The sequence below is a fragment of the Cupriavidus sp. NPDC089707 genome (assembly GCF_044748965.1).
In the GTDB taxonomy this organism is placed as follows: domain Bacteria; phylum Pseudomonadota; class Gammaproteobacteria; order Burkholderiales; family Burkholderiaceae; genus Cupriavidus.
Map to the genome: position 1 here is coordinate 279,664 of NZ_JBIVHB010000004.1, position 23,976 is coordinate 303,639.

At 63.6% G+C, this 23,976-nt stretch carries 23 protein-coding genes; all 23 read right to left on the reverse strand.

Features of this window, described 5'->3' with window-relative positions:
* Complete coding sequence (gene cyoB, locus ACIP1U_RS09845; protein WP_400314307.1) at window positions 1-1,974, reverse strand: cytochrome o ubiquinol oxidase subunit I; 1,974 nt, start codon at window positions 1,972-1,974, stop codon at window positions 1-3.
* A 14-nt stretch (window positions 1,975-1,988) separates the two neighbouring features.
* Complete coding sequence (cyoA, locus tag ACIP1U_RS09850) at window positions 1,989-2,951, reverse strand: ubiquinol oxidase subunit II (RefSeq protein WP_400314308.1); 963 nt, start codon at window positions 2,949-2,951, stop codon at window positions 1,989-1,991.
* Between the two features lie 641 nt (window positions 2,952-3,592).
* On the reverse strand, window positions 3,593-4,069 hold the full coding sequence (locus tag ACIP1U_RS09855) for a MaoC family dehydratase (protein ID WP_400314309.1): 477 nt from the start codon (window positions 4,067-4,069) through the stop codon (window positions 3,593-3,595).
* A gap of 34 nt (window positions 4,070-4,103) precedes the next feature.
* Window positions 4,104-4,547, reverse strand: a complete 444-nt coding sequence (locus ACIP1U_RS09860; protein ID WP_400314310.1) for a MaoC family dehydratase — start codon at window positions 4,545-4,547, stop codon at window positions 4,104-4,106.
* A gap of 345 nt (window positions 4,548-4,892) precedes the next feature.
* Entirely contained in the window at window positions 4,893-6,011 is a 1,119-nt protein-coding gene (locus tag ACIP1U_RS09865) for an acyl-CoA dehydrogenase family protein (protein WP_400314311.1), read from the reverse strand.
* Between the two features lie 13 nt (window positions 6,012-6,024).
* On the reverse strand, window positions 6,025-7,227 hold the full coding sequence (locus ACIP1U_RS09870) for an acyl-CoA dehydrogenase family protein (protein ID WP_400314312.1): 1,203 nt from the start codon (window positions 7,225-7,227) through the stop codon (window positions 6,025-6,027).
* A gap of 97 nt (window positions 7,228-7,324) precedes the next feature.
* Window positions 7,325-7,780, reverse strand: a complete 456-nt coding sequence (locus ACIP1U_RS09875; RefSeq protein ID WP_400314313.1) for a DUF1178 family protein — start codon at window positions 7,778-7,780, stop codon at window positions 7,325-7,327.
* A gap of 137 nt (window positions 7,781-7,917) precedes the next feature.
* A complete protein-coding gene (locus tag ACIP1U_RS09880; RefSeq protein WP_400314314.1) occupies window positions 7,918-8,577 on the reverse strand; it encodes an NUDIX domain-containing protein in 660 nt (219 codons plus the stop codon).
* A gap of 43 nt (window positions 8,578-8,620) precedes the next feature.
* Window positions 8,621-8,929 carry a DUF2818 family protein gene (locus ACIP1U_RS09885; protein WP_400314316.1) on the reverse strand — a complete coding sequence of 103 codons (309 nt, stop codon included), beginning with the start codon at window positions 8,927-8,929 and terminating at the stop codon, window positions 8,621-8,623.
* Between the two features lie 13 nt (window positions 8,930-8,942).
* Window positions 8,943-10,418, reverse strand: coding sequence for an NADH-quinone oxidoreductase subunit NuoN (nuoN, locus tag ACIP1U_RS09890; protein WP_400314318.1), 1,476 nt, complete (start codon window positions 10,416-10,418; stop codon window positions 8,943-8,945).
* An 18-nt stretch (window positions 10,419-10,436) separates the two neighbouring features.
* Window positions 10,437-11,903, reverse strand: coding sequence for an NADH-quinone oxidoreductase subunit M (locus ACIP1U_RS09895; RefSeq protein ID WP_400314320.1), 1,467 nt, complete (start codon window positions 11,901-11,903; stop codon window positions 10,437-10,439).
* A 27-nt stretch (window positions 11,904-11,930) separates the two neighbouring features.
* Window positions 11,931-14,018, reverse strand: coding sequence for an NADH-quinone oxidoreductase subunit L (gene nuoL, locus ACIP1U_RS09900; RefSeq protein WP_400314321.1), 2,088 nt, complete (start codon window positions 14,016-14,018; stop codon window positions 11,931-11,933).
* Window positions 14,019-14,076: 58 nt separating this feature from the next.
* On the reverse strand, window positions 14,077-14,382 hold the full coding sequence (gene nuoK, locus ACIP1U_RS09905) for an NADH-quinone oxidoreductase subunit NuoK (protein WP_029044763.1): 306 nt from the start codon (window positions 14,380-14,382) through the stop codon (window positions 14,077-14,079).
* Window positions 14,383-14,398: 16 nt separating this feature from the next.
* Window positions 14,399-15,043 (reverse strand): NADH-quinone oxidoreductase subunit J, encoded by a 645-nt coding sequence (locus tag ACIP1U_RS09910; RefSeq protein ID WP_400314322.1) that lies wholly within the window; start codon window positions 15,041-15,043, stop codon window positions 14,399-14,401.
* A gap of 175 nt (window positions 15,044-15,218) precedes the next feature.
* Window positions 15,219-15,710 (reverse strand): NADH-quinone oxidoreductase subunit NuoI, encoded by a 492-nt coding sequence (nuoI, locus tag ACIP1U_RS09915; protein ID WP_022534067.1) that lies wholly within the window; start codon window positions 15,708-15,710, stop codon window positions 15,219-15,221.
* 71 nt (window positions 15,711-15,781) lie between these two features.
* Window positions 15,782-16,846 (reverse strand): NADH-quinone oxidoreductase subunit NuoH, encoded by a 1,065-nt coding sequence (gene nuoH, locus ACIP1U_RS09920; RefSeq protein ID WP_400314324.1) that lies wholly within the window; start codon window positions 16,844-16,846, stop codon window positions 15,782-15,784.
* 21 nt (window positions 16,847-16,867) lie between these two features.
* Window positions 16,868-19,234 carry an NADH-quinone oxidoreductase subunit NuoG gene (gene nuoG, locus ACIP1U_RS09925; protein WP_400314325.1) on the reverse strand — a complete coding sequence of 789 codons (2,367 nt, stop codon included), beginning with the start codon at window positions 19,232-19,234 and terminating at the stop codon, window positions 16,868-16,870.
* A 12-nt stretch (window positions 19,235-19,246) separates the two neighbouring features.
* Window positions 19,247-20,542 carry an NADH-quinone oxidoreductase subunit NuoF gene (gene nuoF / locus ACIP1U_RS09930; protein WP_400314327.1) on the reverse strand — a complete coding sequence of 432 codons (1,296 nt, stop codon included), beginning with the start codon at window positions 20,540-20,542 and terminating at the stop codon, window positions 19,247-19,249.
* Window position 20,543: 1 nt separating this feature from the next.
* Complete coding sequence (gene nuoE / locus ACIP1U_RS09935) at window positions 20,544-21,041, reverse strand: NADH-quinone oxidoreductase subunit NuoE (protein WP_400314328.1); 498 nt, start codon at window positions 21,039-21,041, stop codon at window positions 20,544-20,546.
* A gap of 184 nt (window positions 21,042-21,225) precedes the next feature.
* The gene (locus tag ACIP1U_RS09940) at window positions 21,226-22,479 is read right to left on the reverse strand and encodes an NADH-quinone oxidoreductase subunit D (RefSeq protein WP_400314330.1); all 1,254 of its coding nucleotides are present in this window, start codon (window positions 22,477-22,479) and stop codon (window positions 21,226-21,228) included.
* A gap of 9 nt (window positions 22,480-22,488) precedes the next feature.
* Complete coding sequence (locus tag ACIP1U_RS09945; protein ID WP_400314331.1) at window positions 22,489-23,088, reverse strand: NADH-quinone oxidoreductase subunit C; 600 nt, start codon at window positions 23,086-23,088, stop codon at window positions 22,489-22,491.
* A 1-nt stretch (window position 23,089) separates the two neighbouring features.
* The gene (locus ACIP1U_RS09950; RefSeq protein ID WP_011297145.1) at window positions 23,090-23,572 is read right to left on the reverse strand and encodes an NADH-quinone oxidoreductase subunit B family protein; all 483 of its coding nucleotides are present in this window, start codon (window positions 23,570-23,572) and stop codon (window positions 23,090-23,092) included.
* A gap of 6 nt (window positions 23,573-23,578) precedes the next feature.
* Complete coding sequence (locus ACIP1U_RS09955) at window positions 23,579-23,938, reverse strand: NADH-quinone oxidoreductase subunit A (RefSeq protein ID WP_010809131.1); 360 nt, start codon at window positions 23,936-23,938, stop codon at window positions 23,579-23,581.
* Window positions 23,939-23,976 lie beyond the last annotated feature (38 nt).

Genomic DNA, 23,976 nt, shown 5'->3' on the forward strand with positions numbered 1-23,976 from the left:
TTAGGCCTGCGAAGCAATGCGCTGCAGATGGCGCGTTTCGATCAGCTCGACCTCGGTGGCCGGCACGTAGTAGTCGATATGGTCGTCGTTGCTGCGGTGGACAAACGCCCACACCATGCCCACCAGGCCAACGATGGCCATCCACCAGATATGCCAGGTCAGGGCAAAGCCGAACACCAGGCTGAAGGCGCCGATGATGAAGCCCGCGCCCGTGTTCTTGGGCATGTGGATCTTCTCGTAGCCTTCGGTCGGCAGGGTCTCGCCACGGGCCTTCATGTCGGAGAACGCGTCCAGGTCACGCACCACCGGGGTGTGCGCGAAGTTGTAGAACGGCGGCGGCGACGAGGTGGCCCACTCCAGGGTGCGGCCGCCCCACGGGTCGCCGGTCACGTCGGCCAGCTTCTTGCGGTCGCGGATCGACACCACGATCTGCAGCACCTGGAAGAAGATGCCCAGCGCCACGAACACCACGCCCACCACGGCCAGGTACAGCCACGGCGTCCAGGCCGGATTGTCGGTGTGGTTCAGGCGGCGGGTCATGCCCATCAGGCCGAGCACGTACAGCGGCATGAAGGCGAAGTAAAAGCCGACCAGCCAGCACCAGAAGGCGCACTTGCCCAGGCGCTCGTTCAGCGTGAAGCCGAACGCCTTCGGCCACCAGTAGGTAATGCCGGCCAGGTAGCCGAACAGCACGCCGCCGATGATCACGTTGTGGAAGTGGGCGATCAGGAACAGGCTGTTGTGCAGCACGAAGTCAGCAGCCGGCACGGCCATCAGCACGCCGGTCATGCCGCCGATCACGAAGGTGATCATGAAGCCCAGCGTCCACAGCACCGGCGTGGTCATCTGGACCCGGCCGCGGTACATGGTGAACAGCCAGTTGAAGATCTTCACCCCGGTCGGGATGGAGATGATCATGGTGGTGATGCCGAAGAACGCGTTGACGTTGGCGCCCGAACCCATCGTGAAGAAGTGGTGCAGCCACACGATGAACGACAGCACCATGATCGCGGCGGTCGCGTACACCATGCCCTTGTAGCCGAACAGCTTCTTGCCCGAGAACGTGGCGATCACTTCAGAGAAGATGCCGAACGCCGGCAGGATCAGGATGTAGACCTCGGGGTGGCCCCAGATCCAGATCAGGTTCACGTACATCATGGCGTTGCCGCCACCGTCGTTCGTGAAGAAGTGGGTGCCCATGTAGCGGTCCAGGCCCAGCAGCGCCAGGGTCACGGTCAGCACCGGGAAAGCGGCCACGATCAGCACGTTGGTGCACAGCGCGGTCCAGGTGAACACCGGCATGCGCATCAGGGTCATGCCCGGGGCGCGCATGCGCAGGATCGTCACCAGGAAGTTCACGCCGGTCAGCAGCGTGCCCAGGCCTGAGATCTGCAAGCTCCAGAGGTAATAGTCCACCCCTACGCCAGGACTGTAGTCCAGGCCCGACAGCGGCGGGTAGGCCAGCCAGCCGGTCTTGGCGAACTCGCCGACGCCCAGCGAGACGTTGACCAGCATGGCGCCCGCCACGAACAGCCAGAACGACAGCGTGTTCAGGAACGGGAAGGCCACGTCGCGCGCGCCGATCTGCAGCGGCACGACCAGGTTCATCAGGCCGGTCATCAGCGGCATGGCCACGAAGAAGATCATGATCACGCCGTGGGCGGTGAAGATCTGGTCGTAGTGCTCAGGCGGCAGCACGCCGGTGGCGCCATTGGTGGCGAGCGCCAGCTGGGTGCGCATCATGACCGCGTCGGCAAAGCCGCGCAGCAGCATGATCAGGGCGACCAGGCAGTACATCACGCCGATCTTCTTGTGATCGACGGAGGTGAACCACTCGTTCCAGAGATAGCCCCACTTCTTGAAATACGTGATCGCGCCCAGCAGCGCGGCACCGCCCAGGGCGACGCCGGCCAGCACGACCATGATGATCGGGTCATGAAACGGAATCGCCGACAAACTCAACTTGCCAAACATCATTGCTCCCAGGATTACGCGCCCGCCGCCAGCTTGGCCGGCGTGGTCATCGACAACTGCTCTTCGCCGAGGGTGTTGCGCGACGTGCAGATCGGGCCGCCCTTGAACCCGTCCGCGGCGACTGCCGTGCCGCTGTGGTCCATGTACTTGTGCAGGATGTTGTGGAAGAGCTGGTCTTCCACCTTGCCGTAGTACGTGACCGGCTCCTTCTCGCTGGGCTGTGCCAGCGTCTTGTAGCCTTCAACGCCCAGTTCGGTCGACGAGGCGCGAACCTTGGCGACCCAGTCGTCGAACTCGTAGTTCGACATGGCGACCGCCTTGAACTTCATGCCCGAGAAGCCGCCGCCGCTGTAGTTGGCGGACACGCCGTCATACGAGCCGGCATGGTTGGCGATCAGGTGCAGCTTGGTCTCCATCCCTGCCATGGCGTACACCTGGCTGCCCAGTTGCGGGATGAAGAACGAATTCATGATCGAATCCGAGGTGATCTTGAAGTTCACCGGGGTGTCGACCGGGAACGCGATCTGGTTGACGGTCGCGATCTTCAGTTCCGGATAGATGAACAGCCACTTCCAGTTCAGCGCGACCACCTCGATGGTGACCGGCTTCTTGTTCGATTCCAGCGGCTTGTACGGGTCCAGGTCGTGCGAGGACTTCCAGGTGATGATGCCCAGCGCGACGATGATCAGGCACGGGATCAGCCACACCACCACTTCGATCGCGGTCGAGTGTGACCAGTCCGGCTCATAGCGCGCCTTGGTATTGGACGCGCGGTACTTCCAGGCAAACACCAGCGTGAGCACGATCACGGGCACCACCACCAGCAGCATGAGCCAGGTGGCGATCAGGATGATGTTCTTGATGTCGACGCCGACCTGCCCTTTCGGGTCGAGCAGCGTCATGTTGCATCCGGCGAGCAGGAGCAGGCCGAGGCAGGGCAGGAACCGCGTCCAACGCGGCAGTATGGGTTTCTTCATGTCACGACTGGTTTGGTTACACCGCGCTTTGGGCAAAAGCGTGGCTAAACCGCCTGATGCTCGCGCAAGAGGCGTGGGGCTATGGGAAAACCGGAAGGACGTGTCCTTAGCTGGCGTTGCGGTCGGGCGGCGAATCTAACGCCGGAGGACCATGCGGCCTTGCAACGCCATGAACACGGAAGGACAACTGACTGCGCGCGCTGCAGGCCCTGTGGGACCTTGCCGGCGCTGCGGCACCTGATGGCCGAAACCGCGAACGGTCCCGGCTCAGTACAGCGGCCGGGTAGCGTTGGAATACGAGGTTTTTGCACTTCCCGACGGACCTGCCTTCAGCGACCTGAGGGCAAGCGCGGTTTTCGGCCGGGGAGCGCAACACGTAAAACATCGTGGGCGCGAATGTACCGCAACGCAACATTGAGGGTAAACCCAACGCCACAGAACACACCGTTCAGATAAACGGACAATCAAGTACTGCCCTCGCATCGCAGCATTTGATTGCCGTCAAGATCACAATATCGCCGATAAATATGCACAAAGCCGCGCATTGGCGCGGCTTTGCGGGTGCGGCATTTCTGTGTGGCATATTGTCGCAGCGCGTCAGAACCATTGTCGCAACTCAACGCCACACAGCCCGTTTTCGGTCATCCGTAGCGGCGGGAAATCGACTCGGCGACACATACCGGACGCTCGCTGCCCTCGCGCTCGATTGTCACCTCCCAGGTGGATTGGGCGCCCACCAGTTCCGGCGACTTCGGCAGCGGGTCCAGGCGTTCGACCTTGAGCAACTTGATTCGTGCCCGCAATTTGCTGCCGACTGGCACGGGCGCGGTGAAGCGCACGCGATTCAGGCCGTAGTTGACGCCGATTTTCGACGGCATGTGCAACGCGTTCTGCATGAACTTAGGCAGCAGCGACAACGTCAGGAAGCCATGGGCGATCGGGGCGCCATAAGGCGACTCCTTCTTGGCGCGCTCCACGTCGACGTGGATCCACTGGTGGTCGCCGGTGGCCTCGGCGAACTGGTTGACCTGCTGCTGGGTCACCTCCATCCAGTCGCTGACCGCGACTTCCTGCCCTTGCAGGGCTTCCAGCTCTTCCAGCGTTGCGATGGTACGCATTTCGGTTGCCTCCTATGAGTGAGTGGATGTGTCGTTATGCGGGGCGGCGGCCGTACATGCCCATGCCCTTGACCGTGCAGACGAGTTCGCCGCGCTGGTTGGTGGCTTCCCACTGGGTATGCACGATGCCGCGGTCCGGCTTCGATTGCGACGGGCGTGTGTCCAGCACATTGAGCACCACGGTCAGCGTGTCGCCGGCATAGACCGGCTTGATCCAGCGGATCTCGTCCACGCCGGGCGAGCCCATGCTGGCCGATTTGCCGGTGGTGCTCAGCACCAGCAAGCGCATCATGATCGAGCACGTCATCCAGCCGCTCGAGATCAGCCCGCCGTAGATGCTCCTGGCGGCGGCTTCCTTGTCGACATGGAACGGCTGCGGGTCGTACTGGCGGGCAAAGGCGAGGAGCTCTTCCTCGGTGACGACGTAGGAGCCCAGTTCGCGGCGGCTGCCAACCTCAAAATCCTCGAAATACAGCATTGCTTGTCTCTCCGTTGTGGATGGCTTTAGCCTTGTCTTGATGATGATCGCACGCACGCCAGCGCGCAGCGTGCGTATTTGCGGAAGGCGTCCCTAACAGGGCATAAAGAAAAACCGCGCCAAGGCCGAGTGGCCTATGGCGCGGTTTTGCGCTAGACGTGAGCCACCACCGCTGGTGAAGGCTCCCCTCTCCCACGCAGTGGGAGAGGGGTGGGGGAGAGGGCCGGCGCATCGACGAAGTACAGCGCGTCGGTATGCCACCGCCGGCCCTCTCCCCCTGCCCCTCTCCCGCAAGCGGGCGAGGGGAGCAAACCAGCGGTGTGCATGGCTTCCCGGCAATTTGCGTCAGGCTGCTTCCTGGAACCCCGGCTGGGCAGCAAACCGGCCCAGGTGGTGATCCACGTCGCCGAAGGTCGTGTTGATCAGCGTCAGCCGCTTGAACATATGCGCTGCCGGCAGTTCGTTGGTCACGCCCATGCCGCCGTGGATCTGCACCGCTTCCTGGCCGACCGTGCGCGCCGCCTGCCCCACGCGCGCCTTGGCGGCGGAGACGTAGCGGCGGCGCTCTTCAGGCGTTGCCTCTTCAAAACGGGCCGCGGCCAGCAACGTGATCGAGCGCGACTGCTCGGCATGGATGAACATCTCGACCATGCGGTGCTGCAGCGCCTGGAAGCGCGCGATCGGCTGGCCGAACTGCTGGCGCGTCTTGGCGTATTCCAGCGTGGCGGCATTGAGCGTGTCCATCACGCCCACGGCCTCGGCGCACAGCAGCACCGCGGCGTAGTCCGCCACCTGCTCGATGACCGGGAAGGCCTTGCCGGCCTCGCCCAGCAACTGGGCCGGCGCATCCTGGAACGTGAGGTCGGCCGCGCGCAGGTTGTCGATGGTGCGGTAGTCCTTGGTGCTGACACCGGCGCCCTTGGCATCGACCAGGAACAGCGAGATGCCGTCCTGGTCGGCGTCGCCGCCGCTGCTGCGCGCTGACACGATCAGCTTGTCGGCCTGCGCGCCATGCAGCACCACGGTCTTGCGGCCGTTGAGCTTGCCGTCGCGGGCCGTGACACGCACGTTGTTCAGTTCATAGCGCGCCTGCGGCTCGTTGAAGGCCACGGCCAGCTTCAGTTCGCCGCCGGCGACCTGCTCCAGCAGCGCGTCCTGCCCGCCCGCCAGGCCGAGCGCGTAGGCGCCCACCACGGTGGCCAGGTACGGCTCCACCACCAGCCCGCGGCCCAGCTCCTGCTGCACCACCATCATGTCGAGCGCCTTGCCCGAGAAGCCGCCCTGCGCTTCCGGCACCGGCAGCGCAGTGAGGCCAAGCTCGACCAGCGAGCCCCACGCGGATTCGCCGTAGCCGGCAGCGCCTTCGTAGTTCTTCTTGCGGTCCTCGAAACCGTAGTCCTTCTCGACAAAACGGCGGACGGCGTCGGCCAGTTGCTTCTGTTCGTCGCTGAGATTGAAGTTCATGTTACGTGTCTCCTCACAGCCCCAGAATCATCTGGCTGATGATGTTCTTCTGAATTTCGTTGGACCCGCCGTAGATGGAGGTCTTGCGATAGTTGAAGTAGTACGCGGACAGCGGCGCAGCGTCGTCGTAGCCGGTCACCGCATGCTCGGTCTCGCACTCCAGGTAGGCCGTGTCGAACGGCTGGGCGTACGGGCCGACAGCCTCGACCATCAGTTCGGTCAGCAACTGCTGGATCTCGGTGCCCTTGATCTTGAGCATCGACGCCTCGGGGCCGGGGCCCTTGCCGGCGGCTTCGCTCGACACCACGCGCAGCACGGTGATTTCAAGCGCCATCAGTTCGATTTCCAGCGCGGCGACCTTGGCGCCGAACACCGGATCTTCAAGCAGCGGCTTGCCGTTCTTCTGCTGCTGGCGCGCCACGCGCTTCAGGAAGCCCAGTTCGCGCTTGGAGTTGCCCACGCGCGCGATGCCGGTACGCTCATGGCCGAGCAAGTACTTGGCGTAGGTCCAGCCCTTGTTCTCTTCGCCGACGCGGTTCTCGACCGGCACCTTGACGTTGTCGAAGAAGACCTCGTTCACTTCATGCTCTTCATCGAGCATGATGATCGGGCGCACGGTGATGCCCGGGGTCTTCATGTCGATCAGCAGGAACGAGATGCCCTCCTGCTTCTTGGCTTCCGGGTCGGTGCGGACCAGGCAGAAGATCATGTCGGCGTGCTGGCCGAGCGTGGTCCAGGTCTTCTGGCCGTTGACGATGTAGTGCTTGCCGTCGGAGGTCAGTTCAGCGCGGGTCTTCAGCGAGGCCAGGTCCGAACCCGAGCCGGGCTCCGAATAGCCCTGGCACCACCAGTCGGTGCAGTCCAGGATGCGCGGCAGGTAGTACGACTTCTGCTGCTCATTGCCGTACTTCATGATCACGGGCGCCACCATGGCCACGCCGAACGGCAGCACGCCGGGCGCGCCGACGCGGGCGTTCTCTTCGTCCCAGATATGGCGCTGGGTGGCGTTCCAGCCGGTGCCGCCGAATTGGACGGGCCAGTGCGGCGCCGACCAGCCCTTGCCGGCGAGGATCTTGTGCCAGCGCACCAGGTCGTCGCGGTTCGGACGGCGGTGGTTGAGAATCTTGCCGCGGATGTCCGCCGGCAAGTTGGCTTCGAGCCAGCTACGCACTTCCTCGCGGAAGGCGTTGTCGGACGCCGAGTAGTTGAGATCCATGCCCGTCTCCATGATGGTGCCGGCATCGTCTCAGGCTGCCGGCGGTTTGTTCTGCCTTGCGCGTCATGCGCCGACAGCAACGGGCACAGGACGCAATTCAGTGAGCCGTCTGCTTCAGCGCATCCGGCACGACAAGCGGGAAAGTCTCGATGCCCTCATCGGCCAGCGCCTGCACTTCCTCTGGCGAAGCCGAGCCGCGAATGCCGCGTTCCGGCGCCTCGTCATAATGCATGCGCCTTGCTTCCTCGGCAAAACGGTCGCCAACATCCTCGGTCTGCGCCAGCACCTGCTTCACTGCCTTCATGTACAGCGCTTGCAGTGTCGCCGGTGCCGCGGCGGTTGCCGCTTGCTGCGCCGGCTTGGCGGCACCCTTCGGCGCGGTCGCGCCTGACAGGTTCAGGCGCGGCGCGCTGGGCAGCCGCGTCACGGCGTGGTCGCCACAGACCGGGCATTGGACGAGGTCGCGCGAGATTTGCGACTGCGCTTCTTCCTCCGAGGCAAACCAGCCCTCGAAACGATGGTCATGCGCGCAGCGCAGGTCGAGCACCTTCATGATCTTTCCAGCCCGTCAAAAGCTATATTATCCGCGAATCGAAATTTTGTGAACGGTCGTGCTAAATTTTTTCGAACGACCGTTCGACACACGAACATGCCGTTTTCGGCACATACGTTTATCGCCCTACACCCAGCTTAGCGCAGTGCGCGCCCCGCTGTCGGCGTGACTGAGCACGGGACCGCCTGCTCGCCCGGCTGCCAGGCACCGGAAACGACTTTCTCCAGCCAGAACGCCCCGATGATGGTCTTCACATCGCTGATGCGGCCGCTGCGCACCCAGTCGATCACCTGCCCCACCGGCGTGATGAATGTCTCAAGGAATTCGCCATCGTCCAGCTGCGCCTCGCCGTGCGTCAGATCGCGCGCCAGGAAGACGTCGATGAATTCGGTCGAGTAAGAGATGACCGGGTGGATGCGCGTCAGGTAGTCCCAGCGCCGGGCCGTATAGCCGGTCTCTTCCTGCAACTCGCGTTCGCCGCAGCGTTGCGCGCCCTCTTGCGGATCGAGCTTGCCGGCCGGGAATTCCAGCATGACTTCACCGATCGGATAGCGGAACTGCCGTTCCATCAGCACGGTGCCGTCGTCGAACAACGGGATCATCATCACCGCGCCCGGATGCACGATGTACTCGCGCCCGGTCTGCTTGCCATCTGGCAGGCGGACGATGTCTTGCTTCAGGGTGAGGAATTTGCCGCGATGGACGGTGGCCGAGGCGACGCAGACTTCCTTCAGTGCGTCGTCGTTGCCGGCGGGGTCGGCGAGCAAATGGGTGCCGCGTTGGATCTTGTCGGTCATGGACGCTCCGGATCAGGCAGGCCCGGCGCCGACAAGACCGGCTTCAGGCCGTGCGGTGTTTGACGAGGTATTGCCAGGTGAAGCCCGGGAAGGCGAACACCAGCATCATGCACGCGGTGATGGCGTAGAACTGCCAGCCCTGCGGGAAGGCATTGCCGAGGCTCGCCTCCACCGCAAAACCGGCGGCACCAGCCACCGCGTACCAGACGATCAGCTCCAGCAGGCGCAGCCACAGCGGCTTGCGCGCCCACCGGAGCGGGATCGCCATGAACAGGCGCTGGTTCACAAACGGCAGATTCGCACTGACGAGTGCCAGCAGGATGACAAACCAGCCGCTTGCGGATGCGCTCATGGCGTGTGGCTGATCAGGAACCCAGGGTCGAGCGGATGGCCTGGTAGCACAGGTTCATCAGCGCGGCCGGGAAAATGCCCAGCACGATCACGGCGGCGCCGTTCAGGCTCAGCATCGAGCGCAGGCCAGCGGTCGCTTCCAGCTGTTCTTCGCCTACAGGCTCATCGAAATACATCAGCTTGACGATGCGCAGATAGTAGAACGCGCCGATCAGCGAGAACATCACCGCGACCACGGCCAGCCAGCTCATGCCGGCCTTGACCACCGCATCCAGCACCGCCAGCTTGGCGTAGAAGCCCACGGTCGGCGGGATGCCGGCCAGCGAGAACATCATCACCAGCATCAGGAAGGCGAACCACGGGTTGCGGCGCGACATGCCCTTCAGGTCTTCCAGCGTCTCGGCCTCGAAGCCCTTGTTGGTGCGCAGCAAGATGATGCCGAAGGTGCCCAGCGTGGTCAGCAGGTAGGTCACCGAGTAGAACATCGACGCGCTGTACGCATCGGCGGCGCCATCGGCCTTGTTGGCCACCACGCCCGACAGCAGGCCCAGCAGCACGAAGCCCATGTGCGAGATGGTCGAGTACGCCAGCATCCGCTTCAGGTTGGACTGGACGATGGCGGTCAGGTTGCCGATCGCCAGCGAGATGATCGACAGCACCACCAGCATCATCTGCCAATCGTTGGCCAGCGGCAGCAGGCCTTCCACCAGCACGCGGATGAACAGCGCAAACGCTGCGACCTTCGGGCCGCCGGCAATCAGCAGCGTCACCGCAGTCGGCGATCCCTGGTAGATATCCGGGATCCACATGTGGAACGGCGCGGCACCCAGCTTGAACGACAGGCCGGCAACGATGAACACCACGCCAAAGGCGAGCATGGTGGTGTTGACGCGGCCCGACTCGACCACGCGGAACACCTCGCCCAGGTTCAGCGAACCGGTGGCGCCGTACATCATCGAGATGCCGTACAGCAGGAAGCCCGAAGCCAGCGCGCCCAGCACGAAGTACTTCATGGCCGATTCGGAGGTCACGCGCGACTCGCGGCGCAGCGCCACCAGCGCGTACGACGACAGCGACAGCAGTTCCAGGCCCAGGTACAGGGTCAGGAAGTTGTTGCCGGTAATCATCACGATCTGGCCGCCGAGCGTGAACAGCGCGAGCTGGTAGAACTCGCCGGCAAACATGTCGCGTTCCGCCAGGTAGCGGCGCGTGTAGACCAGCGTCACGAACAGGCCGGCGGAGCAGAACGCGGACAGCACGTTTGCCATCGGGTCGATCACGACCAGGTTGGAGAACGCGTAGTGCGTCTCACCGGCGGCGGCGTTCAGGCCGAACCAGACGGTCAGCACCAGCGTGGTCAGCAGCGACAGCGGATAGGCCACGCTTTGCTTGCCCTTGCCACGCGCAAGGTCGATCCAGTTGACCGCGCCGATGGCGATCGCCAGGAAAATAATCGGCGCCACGGGGCCGAATGTCGAGGACGGTTGCATGTTGATTTCTCTCCCCGATTACAGCTTGGACTGTGCCGCGTGGGACAGCAGGTTCACCACGGACTCGTGCATCACGTCGGTAAAGGGCTTCGGGTGCAAGCCCATGTACAGCGTCATGATGGCCAGCAGGCCGAGCATGACGAACTCACGCTTGTTCAGGTCGACCAGCTCGCGCACGTGCTGGTGCACGATGTCGCCGAAGATCACGCGCTTGACCATCCACAGCGAGTAGGCGGCGCCGAAGATCAGGGCGGTGGCAGCCAGCACGCCGATCCAGAAGTCGAACTTGACCGCGCCCAGGATCACCATGAATTCGCCGACGAAGCCCGAGGTGGCCGGCAGGCCGCAGTTGGCCATCGCAAAGAACACCACCAGCGCCGCGAACTTGGGCATGGTGTTGACCACGCCGCCGTAGTCGGCAATCTGGCGCGAGTGCACGCGGTCGTACAGTACGCCGATGCAAAGGAACATCGCGCCCGAGATAAAGCCGTGCGAGATCATCTGCACGATGCCGCCTTCGACGCCGATGTCGCTGAAGATGAAGAAGCCCAGCGTGACGAAGCCCATGTGGGCGATCGACGAGTACGCCACCAGCTTCTTCATGTCAGCCTGCACCAGCGCGACCAGGCCGATGTAGATCACGGCGATCAGCGAAATGGTGATGATGAACGGGGCCAGGTAGTGGCTGGCGTCGGGCGCGATCGGCAGCGAGAACCGCAGGAAGCCGTAGGCGCCCAGCTTCAGCATGATGGCGGCCAGCACCACCGAACCGCCGGTCGGCGCTTCCACGTGGGCGTCGGGCAGCCAGGTGTGCACCGGCCACATCGGCACCTTGACCGAGAACGCGGCGAAGAAGGCAATGAACAGCACGATCTGCTCGTTCATCGACAGCTTGGCCTGGTGCCATTCCAGGATCTGGAAGGTGCCGGTCTTGTTGTACAGGTACAGCAGCGCGACCAGCGTCAGCAGCGAGCCCAGCAGCGTGTACAGGAAGAACTTGAAGGCCGCGTAGACGCGGTTCGCACCGCCCCACACGCCGATGATGATGTACATCGGGATCAGCGTGGCCTCGAAGAACACGTAGAACAGCATGCCGTCCAGCGCGCAGAACACGCCGATCATCAGGCCCGACAGGATCAGGAACGAGGCCATGTATTCAGCCACGCGCTCGGTGATCACTTCCCAGGCCGAGATCACCACGATCACCGTGATGAAGGCGGTCAGCACCACGAACCACATCGAGATGCCGTCAACGCCCAGCAGGTACTGGATGTTGAAGCGCTCGATCCAGTTCGCCTTCTCGACGAACTGCATCGCCGCGGTCGTACGGTCGAAGTGGAACACCAGCGGCAGCGTGACGACGAAGCTGGCGATCGAGCCGAGCAGCGACATCCACCGCACGAAGCCGGGGCTGCGGTCCGAGCCGAAGGCCAGGACCAGCAGGCCGAAAAAGACAGGCAGCCAGATTGAGAATGACAGAACCATTTCTATGTTTTCCTTACTTGGTGCCTATCACTTGGTACCGATCACGCCCGTGACCGTCAGCGTCAGCAGCACCAGCATGCCGACGATCATCGCGAACGCGTAGTGGTAGATATAGCCCGATTGCAGGTAGCGGCTCGCCGAAGCGAACGACGCCACCACGCGCGCCGCGCCGTTGACGAACAGGCCGTCGATCAGGCTCTGGTCGCCGCCCTTCCACAGGCCGGTACCGAGCAGGCGTGCGCCGCGGGCGAACACGGCCTGGTTGATGGCGTCCATGTAGTACTTGTTGTCCAACAGCTTGTACAGGCCAGAGAAGCGATTCGCGATAGCCTCAGGGATATCCGGGCGCTTCATGTAGAAGAACCAGGACAGCACCACACCGGCAACGGCCAGCCACAGCACGGGCGTGGTCAGCGAGTGCTGCGCCATCGCCACCCAGCCATGGAAGGCTTCCTTCAGCTCCGCCATGGCGTGGTGGTTCTCGCCGACGAAGATCACTTCCTTGAAGGCGATGCCGTTCTTGAAGAAGTTGCCGAACAGCATCGGCTCGATCGCGATCGCACCAATGATCACCGACGGGATGGCCAGCAGCACCAGCGGCAGGGTCACCACCCACGGCGACTCGTGCGGCTTTTCGCCGGCAGCCAGGCCATGGTGGTGGTCGAGCGAGACTTCCTCATCCTCGTGGTCGCCCTCATGGTGCTGGTGCGCATGGTTCTGGCCCCAGCGCTCCTTGCCGTGGAAGACCAGGAAGTACATGCGGAACGAGTAGAACGCGGTCACGAACACGCCGGCCAGCACGGCGTAGTAGGCAAAGCCCGAACCGGCGATATGCGACTCCGCCACGGCCTCGATGATCGAGTCCTTGGAATAGAAGCCCGCGAAGAACGGCGTGCCGATCAGCGCCAGCGAACCCACCAGCGACGTGATCCAGGTGATCGGCATGTACTTGCGCAGGCCGCCCATATTGCGGATGTCCTGGTCGTGGTGCATGCCGATGATGACCGACCCCGCGCCCAGGAACAGCAGTGCCTTGAAGAAGGCGTGGGTCATCAGGTGGAACACGGCCACCGAGTAGGCCGAGGCGCCCAGTGCCACAGTCATGTAGCCCAGCTGCGACAGCGTCGAGTACGCGACCACGCGCTTGATGTCGTTCTGGATGATGCCCAGGAAGCCCATGAACAGCGCGGTGATGGCGCCGATCACCAGCACGAACGACAGCGCGGTGTCCGACAGCTCGAACAGCGGCGACATGCGGGCAACCATGAAGATGCCGGCGGTCACCATCGTCGCCGCGTGGATCAGCGCCGAAATCGGGGTCGGGCCTTCCATCGAGTCAGGCAGCCAGACATGCAGCGGGAACTGCGCCGACTTGCCCATCGCGCCGATGAACAGGCAGATGCACGCGACGGTGATCATCATCCAGTCGGTGCCCGGGAAAACCACGGTAGCCAGCTGGTCGCGCGCGGCGAACACTTCTGTGTAGTCCATGCTGCCGCTGTAGGCCAGCAGCAGGCCGATGCCCAGGATAAAGCCGAAATCGCCGACGCGGTTGACCAGGAACGCCTTCAGATTGGCGAAGATCGCGGTCGGGCGGGTGTACCAGAAGCCGATCAGCAGGTACGACACCAGGCCCACCGCCTCCCAGCCGAAGAACAGCTGCAGGAAGTTGTTGCTCATCACCAGCATCAGCATCGAGAAGGTGAAGAGCGAGATATAGGCAAAGAAGCGGTTGTAGCCGGGGTCCCCGTCCATGTAGCCAACGGTGTAGATATGCACCATCAGCGAAACGAAGGTGACCACGACCATCATCATCGCGGTCAGCGAGTCGACCAGGAAGCCGACCTCCATCTTCAGGTCGCCGATGGCCATCCACTCGTAGACGGTGCCGTTGTAGCCGGCGCCGTTCATCACGTCGAGCAGCACCATCACCGACAGCACGAAGGAAATGGCCACGCCCAGGATGGTCGCGGAATGCGCCACCATCCGGCCGCCGCGCGACTCCGAGGAAAACAGGTCGAAGAACTTGGTACCGAACAGGCCGGCGATTGCTGAGCCGACTAGCGGCGCCAGCGCAATCGCGAGCAGCAGGTTGGGGTTGAGCGTGGTTGCCATAGGACGCTTATTGGTGTGCGGTCGGTGAGTCTTGGTTATCTACGTAGTGCGGCACGGATCAGTACTTCAGGGTGTCCATGTCGTCCACGTTGATCGTATCCAGGTTGCGGAACAGCACGACCAGGATTGCCAGACCGATTGCCGACTCGGCGGCGGCCACCGTAAGGATGAAGAAAACGAAAACCTGACCAGCCAGGTCACCCAGGTAATGCGAGAAGGCGACGAAGTTGATGTTCACCGCAAGCAGCATCAGTTCGATCGCCATCAGCAGCACGATCACGTTCTTGCGGTTCAGGAAGATGCCGACGATGCTGATCGCAAACAGGATCGCACCGAGCACGAGGAAGTGGGCGAGAGAGAGCACAGCGTTTCTCCGGGCTTTAGTTCTTATTGGCGGTAGCCGCGGCTTCCGTCTGCGGGTTCTGGACCTCGGCCTGCATCGGCACCAGGCGCACGCGCTCGTCGCGGCGGGTGCGCAGCTGCGCCGACACGTTCTGGGCCTTGACGTCCTTGCGGCGGCGCATGGTCAGCACCACGGCAGCGATGATCGCCACCAGCAGGATGATGCCGGCCACTTCGAAGGCGTAGATGTAGTCGGTGTAGATCAGCTTGCCGAGCGCGGCGGAGTTCGAGTAGCCCGGCTCCTGCGAACCGTTGGTGACCACCGGCGTGGTGGTGCCGATGAAGCTGCGCACCAGCACGATCGCCATCTCGGCGATGATCAGCGCGCCCACCACCGAGGCCATCGGCACGTAGGTCCAGAAGTCGCGGCGCAGATGCTCGATATCGATATCGATCATCATCACCACGAACAGGAACAGCACCATCACCGCGCCGACATAGACCAGCACCAGCAGGATGGCGAGGAATTCCGCCTTGAGCAGCATCCAGATCGCGGCTGCCGTGAAGAACGACAGCACGAGGAACAGTGCGGAATGCACCGGGTTCTTCGCAGTGATGACTTTCAGTGCGGAGAGCACCAGCACCAGCGCAAAGACATAGAAGATGGTGGTCGTGAGTTCCATGGTTCCTATCGGATCCTCTCAGGGCCGTCCGGCACAAGCCTTCCCCTTCGGGTGGCCCGCTCCTGCGGCATCCTTGCTTTGGCCCCTCGCATTGAAGGGACCGTATTCAAATTCGGTGGCAGAAGCAGCCAGGTCTGATACTGGTGGCCGCCCTGCCGTTTGGCGCATGCGCCGGTCAGCGATACTTGGCGTCGGCAGCCTTGGCCGCCGCGATCTGCGGCTCGTAGCGGTCGCCCACTGCCAGCAGCATATCCTTGGTGAAGTACAGGTCACCGCGCTTCTCGCCGTGGTACTCCAGGATCTGCGTTTCCACGATGGCGTCGACCGGACAGGCCTCTTCGCAGAATCCGCAGAAGATGCACTTGGTCAGGTCGATGTCGTAGCGGGTGGTACGGCGCGTGCCGTCGTTGCGCACGTCCGACTCGATGGTGATGGCCAGCGCCGGGCACACCGCTTCGCACAACTTGCAGGCGATGCAACGCTCTTCGCCGTTCGGATAACGGCGCAGCGCGTGCAGGCCACGGAAGCGCGGCGAGATCGGCGTTTTCTCTTCCGGGAACTGGACGGTGACCTTGCGCGCGAAGAGATAGCGGCCAGTCAGCGCCATGCCCTTGAAGAGTTCCTTCAGGAGCAGGCTGTTGAAGAAGTCCTTGATGGCGAGCAGCATGACGATTGCTTCCTAGTATTTCCACGCGGTGCGCGCTGCCGTATTGCAGCGATGCACCGTCGTTTGGCCGTTCAGGGCCAGATGTTCCAGGGCGACTTGATCCAGATCGCCACGATGATCAGCCATGCCACGGTCAGCGGAATGAACACCTTCCAGCCCAGGCGCATGATCTGGTCATAGCGGTAGCGCGGGAACGAGGCACGGATCCAGATAAAGACCGACAGCAGCAGGAAAACCTTGATCAGCAGCCAGAAGAAGCCGGGGACCGCGTTGGTGACCACGCTCGAGAACGGAGGCGCCCAGCCGCCCAGGAACATCAGCGCGGTCATCGCCGAGATGATGATCATGTTGATGTACTCGGCCAGGAAGAACAGCGCGAAGCCCATGCCCGAATATTCGATCATGTGGCCGGCCACGATTTCCGACTCGCCTTCCACCACGTCGAACGGGTGGCGGTTGGTTTCGGCCACGCCCGAGATGAAGTAGACGCCGAACATCGGCAGCAGCGGCAGCCAGTTCCACGACAGGATGTTGATGCCCATGTCGGCGAAGTAGCCGGTGTTCTGGCCGTTGACGATGGCCGACAGGTTCAGGCTGCCGGCAACCATCAGCACCGTCACCAGCGCGAAGCCCATGGCGATTTCGTACGACACCATCTGTGCCGCGGCACGCATGGCGCCGATGAAGGCGTACTTGGAGTTCGAAGCCCAGCCGGCCAGGATCACGCCGTAGACGCCAACCGAGCTGATCGCCATCACGTACAGCAGGCCGGCGTTGACGTCCGCCATCACCACTTCGGCCTGGAACGGGATCACGGCCCAGACCGCGACGGCTGGCATCAGCACCATCAGCGGCGCGATCAGGTACATGCCTCGGCTGACCTGCGTCGGCATCATGACTTCCTTGAGCAGCAGCTTCAGCACGTCGGCGATCGGCTGCAGCAGGCCGAGCGGGCCGACGCGGTTCGGGCCCAGACGCACGTGCATCCAGCCGATCAACTTGCGCTCCCACAGGATCAGGTAAGCCACGCACAGCAGCAGGGGCACCACGATCAGCACGGCGCGGATCAGGATCCACAGCGGCGTCCAGTACGCGCCCAGTACGCCCTGCCCTTGCGAGGTAATCCAGTCAATCATGTCTTCTTCTCGCTCTTGTTCTTACGCCGTGGCCACGGCGCCGGTGGTGGCCGGTGCCAGGTCGATGGCCTTCTCTACGGTGACCGTGCCGAACATGCCGCCCAGGCCCATGGCCGCGGGCGTTGCCGCCGGCACGCGCACGGTGTTGCCCGGCAGCGTGGCTTCGAGCACGGCCGGCAGCACCACGCTGCCCTGCCCTTGCGTGACGCGGACCGGATCGCCCGACTGGATGCCCAGGCGGGCAAACATGTCGGCCGGCAGCGCGATCTGCATGGCGCGGCGCGCGGCAGCGGTCAGCTGCAGCGAGTCGGCGCGGCGCACGATCGGGTCGGCGTGGTAGATAGGCACGTCGGCGATACGTTCGATGCCGTTGGCGACGGCGGCGGCTACGCGGATCGGCGCATCGGTGGCGTTGTCCAGTTGGGCCTCGACCGGGGCCGACAGCGCTTCGGCACGGACCGACTCAGCGGTCTCGTAGTCGAAGCCGGCGACGTCCAGCAGGTTGCCCAGCACGCGCAGCACCTTCCAGCCCGGGCGCGACTCGCCCAGCGCGCGGACCACGCCATTGAAGCTCTGTGCCTTGCCTTCGCAGTTGACGAACGTGCCGGAGGTTTCGGTGAACGGCGTCACCGGCAGGATCACGTCGGCGTACTGCATGGCCGCTTCCGAACGGAACGGCGACAGCACCACCACGGTGTTGGCCTGCGACAGCGCGGCCAGTGCCTTGCCCGGATCGGCGGTGTCGAATTCCGGCTCGGTGTTCAGCAGGATATAGGCCTTGCGCGGCGCGTCCAGCATCGCCTGCGCGTTGGCGCCGCCTTGCTTCGGCAGCGCGCCGGCGATGTAGCCGCCGACGGTGTTGGCCGCTTCGGTCAGGAAGCCCAGCGTCGCACCCGTTGCGGTGGCGATCCACTGTGCCAGCGCATGCAGCGCCGAGAACTGCGGATGACGCACCGCCTCGTTGCCGAGGAACACGGCACGGCGCTCGCCCTGCAGCAGCGCTTCCGCCACCTTGGCGGCGGCATCGCCACCATCGAAACCATCGGTGCCGGCCGGGGCGGCTACGCCCTTGGCGGCGGCCACGGCACGGGCCACGCCGGCCAGTGCGGCGGTCCAGCCGGACGGCGCCACGTCGATGCGGGTCGCCGGCATCAGCAGGTCTTCACCGCCGGCGCCCAGCACGGCCACGCGGGCGCCCTTCTTGGTCGCCTGGCGCAGGCGCGAGGCCAGCAGCGGATGATCCTTGCGCAGCGACGAGCCGATCACCAGCACGCGTTGCAGCGCGGTGACGTCAGCCACCGGCAGGCCCAGCCACGGCGCGCCCTTCAGCGCGGCCGAGAAGTCGGACTGGCGCAGGCGGAAGTCGACGTTGTCGCTGCCCAGGCCACGCACCAGCTTGCCCAGCAGGAACAGTTCTTCCAGCGTGCTGTGCGGGCTGGCCAGCGCGGCGATCTGGTCGGCACCATGCTCGCGCTTGATGCCGGCCAGGCCATTGGCCACGTATTCCAGCGCGGTCTGCCAGTCGGTTTCCATCCATTCGCCGCCTTGCTTCAGCAGCGGGCGGGTCAGGCGGTCGGCGCTGTTCAGGCCTTCATACGAGAAGCGGTCCTTGTCGGAAATCCAGCACTCGTTGATGTCTTCGTTTTCCAGCGGCAGCACGCGCATCACGCGCTGGTTCTTGGTCTGCACCACCAGGTTCGCGCCCAGGCCGTCGTGCGGCGACACCGACTTGCGGCGGGCCAGCTCCCAGGTACGGGCCGAGTAGCGGAACGGCTTGCTGGTCAGCGCGCCGACCGGGCACAGGTCGATCATGTTGCCCGACAACTCCGAGTCAACGGTCTTGCCGACGAAGGTGGTGATCTCCGAGTGCTCGCCGCGGCCCAGCATGCCTAGCTCCATCACGCCGGCCACTTCCTGGCCGAAGCGCACGCAGCGGGTGCAATGGATGCAGCGGGTCATCTCCTCCATGGAGATCAGCGGGCCCACGTTCTTGTGGAACACCACGCGCTTCTCTTCCTTGTAGCGCGACTCCGATGCACCGTAGCCCACGGCCAGGTCCTGCAGCTGGCACTCGCCGCCCTGATCGCAGATCGGGCAATCCAGCGGGTGGTTGATCAGCAGGAATTCCATCACGGACTTCTGCGCCTTGACTGCCTTCTCCGAATTGGTGAAGACCTTCATGCCGGGGGTCACCGGCGTCGCGCAGGCGGGCAGCGCCTTCGGGGCCTTCTCGACCTCGACCAGGCACATGCGGCAATTGGCCGCGATGGACAGTTTGCGGTGGTAGCAGAAGTGCGGGATATAGGTGCCCAGCTTGCGGGCCGCTTCCATCACCAGGCTGCCCTCAGCAACCTCAACCTTCTTGCCGTCGATCTCTAGTTCAACCATGTTCTGCCACGCTTAGATGTAGGCCGGAACCATGCACTGCTTGTGTTCGACGTGATATTCGAACTCTTTCCAGTAGTGCTTGAGCATGCCGCGGACCGGCATCGCCGCGGCATCGCCGAGCGCGCAGATGGTGCGGCCCATGATGTTTTCCGCGACGTTGTTGAGCAGGTCCAGGTCTTCCTGGCGCCCTTCTCCGTGTTCGATGCGATTGACCATGCGATACAGCCAGCCGGTGCCTTCGCGGCACGGCGTGCACTGGCCGCACGATTCCTCAAAATAGAAGTACGACAGGCGCAGCAGCGAGCGGACCATGCAGCGCGTCTCGTCCATCACGATCACCGCGCCCGAGCCCAGCATCGAGCCGGCCTTGGCGATCGAGTCGTAGTCCATGTCGGACGCCATCATCAGGTCGCCCGGCACCACCGGCGCGGACGAACCGCCCGGGATCACCGCCTTGATGCGCTTGCCGCCGCGCATGCCGCCGGCCAGTTCCAGCAGCTTGGCGAACGGCGTGCCCAGCGGGATCTCGTAGTTGCCGGGACGCTCGACGTCGCCCGAGATCGAGAAGATCTTGGTGCCGCCGTTGTTCGGCTTGCCCAGCTTCAGATAGTTCTCGGGACCGATGGCCAGCAGGAACGGCACCGCGGCAAAGGTCTCGGTGTTGTTGATCGTGGTCGGCTTGCCGTACAGGCCGAAGCTGGCCGGGAACGGCGGCTTGAAGCGCGGCTGGCCCTTCTTGCCTTCCAGCGATTCGAGCAGCGCGGTTTCCTCGCCGCAGATGTAGGCGCCGTAGCCGTGGTGGGCGTGCAGCTGGAAATCAAAGCCCGAACCCAGGATGTTGTCACCCAGGAAGCCGGCAGCACGCGCCTCTTCGAGGGCTTCCTCGAAGATCTTGTACTCGTTCCAGATCTCGCCGTGGATGTAGTTGTAGCCCACGGTGATGCCCATCGCATACGCGCCGATGGCCATGCCTTCGATCAGCGAGTGCGGGTTGTAGCGGATGATGTCGCGGTCCTTGAACGTGCCGGGCTCGCCTTCATCGGTGTTGCAGACCAGGTATTTCTGACCCGGGAACGTGCGCGGCATGAAGCTCCACTTCAGGCCGGTCGGGAAACCCGCGCCGCCGCGGCCGCGCAGGCCGGAGGCCTTGACGTCGGCAATCACCTGCTCGGGCGGGATCTTCTCGGTCAGGATGCGCTTCAGTTGCTGGTAGCCGCCACGCTTGACGTAGTCTTCCAGGTGCCAATTCTTGCCGTCCAGGCCGGCCAGGATCAGCGGCTGGATATGGCGGTCGTGCAGACTGGTCATGTTACTTGCCCCCCTTGGCGGCTTCGCTCTTGAGCTCGTCGACAAGCGCGTCGAGCTTGTCGTCGCTCATGAAGCTGCACATGCGGGTGTTGTTGACGATCATCACCGGCGCGTCGCCGCAGGCGCCCATGCACTCGCCCTCTTTCAGGGTGAAGCAGCCGTCAGCGGTGGTCTCGTTGTAGTCGATCCCGAGCTTGCGCTTCAGGTAGTCGCCGGCCCGCTCGCCGCCCGACAGGGCGCACGGCAGGTTGGTGCAGACGGCGAGCTTGAATTTGCCCACCGGCTTGGTGTCGTACATGTTGTAGAAGGTCGCCACCTCTTCCACCCACACGGGCGGCATCTCGAGGTAATTGGCGACGAACTGCATGACTTCAGGGGAAACCCAGCCCACCTCGCCCTGTGCCACGGCAAGCGCCGCCATCACGGCCGACTGCTTCTGGTCGGCCGGATACTTCGCGATCGCGCGATCGATTTCCTTGAGAGCTTCTGCTGATAGCATGGTCATTGCAGTAAAACGGCGGATGCAGCGCCACTGGGCGTCCATCCGCAGGTTTGCAGCCGTCGCTGCCGTTCCGCCGGCGGGCCTTAGGCCTTGCCGGTCCGCCGCGGGTCTTCCGGGCCGCTCCGCTCGGCGGAGCTCCTCGGAAAGCGCCCGGATCGTCGTCCGGGCCGGCGGTCCGTGATTAGCGGTCGATCTCGCCGAAGACGATGTCTTGCGTGCCGATGATCGTTACCGCGTCAGCAATCATGTGTCCCTTGGCCATCTCGTCCAGCGCGGCCAGGTGCGGGAAGCCAGGCGCACGGATCTTCAGGCGGTACGGCTTGTTCGCGCCGTCCGAGATCGCGTAGATGCCGAACTCGCCCTTCGGGTGCTCCACCGCTGCGTACGCTTCGCCTTCGGGCACATGCATGCCTTCGGTGAACAGCTTGAAGTGGTGGATCAGTTCTTCCATGTTGGACTTCATGTCCACGCGCGAGGGCGGCGCCACCTTGTGGTTATCGGTGATCACCGGGCCCGGGTTGCGGCGCAGCCATTCGATGCACTGCCTGATGATGCGGTTGGACTGGCGCATCTCTTCCACGCGCACCAGGTAGCGCGCGTAGCAGTCGCCGCCCACGCCCACCGGGATGTCGAAGTCCACCTTGTCGTACACCTCGTACGGCTGCTTCTTGCGCAGATCCCACTCGATGCCCGAGCCGCGCAGCATCGGACCGGTAAAGCCCATCTGCATCGCACGTTCCGGGCTGACCACGCCGATGTCCACAAGGCGCTGCTTCCAGATCCGGTTGTCGGTCAGCAGCGTCTCGTACTCGTCGACGTACTTCGGGAAGCGGTTGGTGAAGTCCTCGATGAAGTCCAGCAGCGAGCCCGAACGCGCTTCGTTCATCACCTTGATGGCGCGCTCGTTGTGGATCTTCGAGGCACGATATTGCGGCATCGTGTCAGGCAGGTCGCGGTAGACGCCACCCGGACGATAGTAGGCCGCGTGCATGCGCGCGCCCGACACCGCCTCGTACATGTCGAACAGGTCTTCGCGCTCGCGGAAGGCGTACAGGAACACCGCCATCGCGCCCACGTCGAGTGCGTGCGCACCGATCCACATCAAGTGATTCATGATGCGGGTGATCTCGTCGAACATCACGCGGATGTACTGCGCGCGGACCGGCACTTCGACGTCCAGCAGGCGCTCGATCGCCATCACGTAGGCGTGCTCGTTGACCATCATCGACACGTAGTCGAGGCGGTCCATGTAGGGCACGCTCTGGATCCAGGACTTCTGTTCGGCCAGCTTCTCGGTGGCACGGTGCAGCAGGCCAATGTGGGGATCGGCGCGCTGGATGACTTCGCCGTCCAGCTCCAGCACCAGGCGCAGCACGCCGTGCGCGGCCGGGTGCTGCGGGCCGAAGTTCAGGGTGTAATTCTTGATGTCTGCCATGGCGCGTTCTCAGTGCTCCAAACCGCCGTACTTGTCCTCGCGGATCACGCGCGGCGTGATTTCGCGCGGCTCGATCGTGACCGGCTGGTAGATGACCCGCTTCTGTTCGGGGTCGTAGCGCATCTCGACATAGCCGGAGACCGGGAAATCCTTGCGGAACGGATAGCCGACGAAACCGTAGTCGGTCAGGATGCGGCGCAGGTCCGGGTGGCCGTCAAACACGATGCCGTAGAAATCGAAGGCTTCGCGCTCGAACCAGTTCACCGAGTTCCACACGTCGATCAGGCTGGCCACCACCGGGAAATCGTCGTCCGGAGCGAACACGCGCAGGCGCACGCGCCAGTTGTGGGTAATCGACAGCAGGTGCGAGACGGCGGCAAAGCGCGGGCCGTCCCATGCGCCGTCGCCGAAGTCGGAATAATCCACGCCGCACAGATCGATCAGCTGCTCGAAGCGCAGCGAGGGATCATCGCGCAGGATGCGGGCGGCTTCCAGGTAGTCGTCGGCCTTGACGATCAGCGTCAACTCGCCGGTCGCCTCGATCAGTTTCTGCACGCGCTTGCCGAGAGCCTTCTCGAGCGCGGTCTTCAGGATGTCGAGCTTCGCCATTTCAGCCCTTGCGCGCGATGGTGTTGGTACGCTTGATCTTGTTCTGCAGCTGGATCACACCGTAGATCAGCGCCTCAGCCGTCGGCGGGCAGCCCGGCACGTAGATATCCACTGGCACGATCCGATCGCAACCACGCACCACCGAGTACGAATAGTGGTAGTAGCCGCCGCCATTGGCGCACGAGCCCATGGAGATCACCCAGCGCGGCTCCGCCATCTGGTCGTAGACCTTGCGCAGCGCGGGGGCCATCTTGTTGCACAGCGTGCCGGCCACGATCATCACGTCCGACTGGCGCGGCGACGGGCGGAACACCACGCCGAAGCGGTCCAGGTCATAGCGCGCGGCGCCGGCATGCATCATTTCCACGGCACAGCAGGCCAGGCCGAAAGTCATCGGCCACAGCGACCCCGTGCGGGTCCAATTGATCAGCTTGTCAGCGGTAGTCGTGACAAAGCCTTCGTTGAGAACGCCTTCGATTGCCATTTCACATCACTCCCAATCGAGCGCGCCCTTTTTCCAGATGTAGACGAAGCCCACGATGAATTCCAGCAGAAACACGCCCATGGCGATGAAACCCGGCCAGCCGATATCCCTCAGGGCAACACCCCAGGGAAACAGGAAGGCGGTTTCGAGATCGAACAGGATAAAAAGGATGGCGATGAGGTAGTAGCGCACGTCGAACTTCATGCGCGCATCCTCGAACGCTTCGAAGCCGCACTCGTACGGCGACAGCTTCGCGGGATCGGGCTTGTTCGGACCGAGGATCCGACCAATCGACATCAATGCCACGCCGAGCACGACACCGAAGATGATGAAGATGAGAACGGGGAAGTAGGCTTCGAGATTCAAGGTACGGCCAGCCTTATCTGGAATGTTGTCAACAGCAC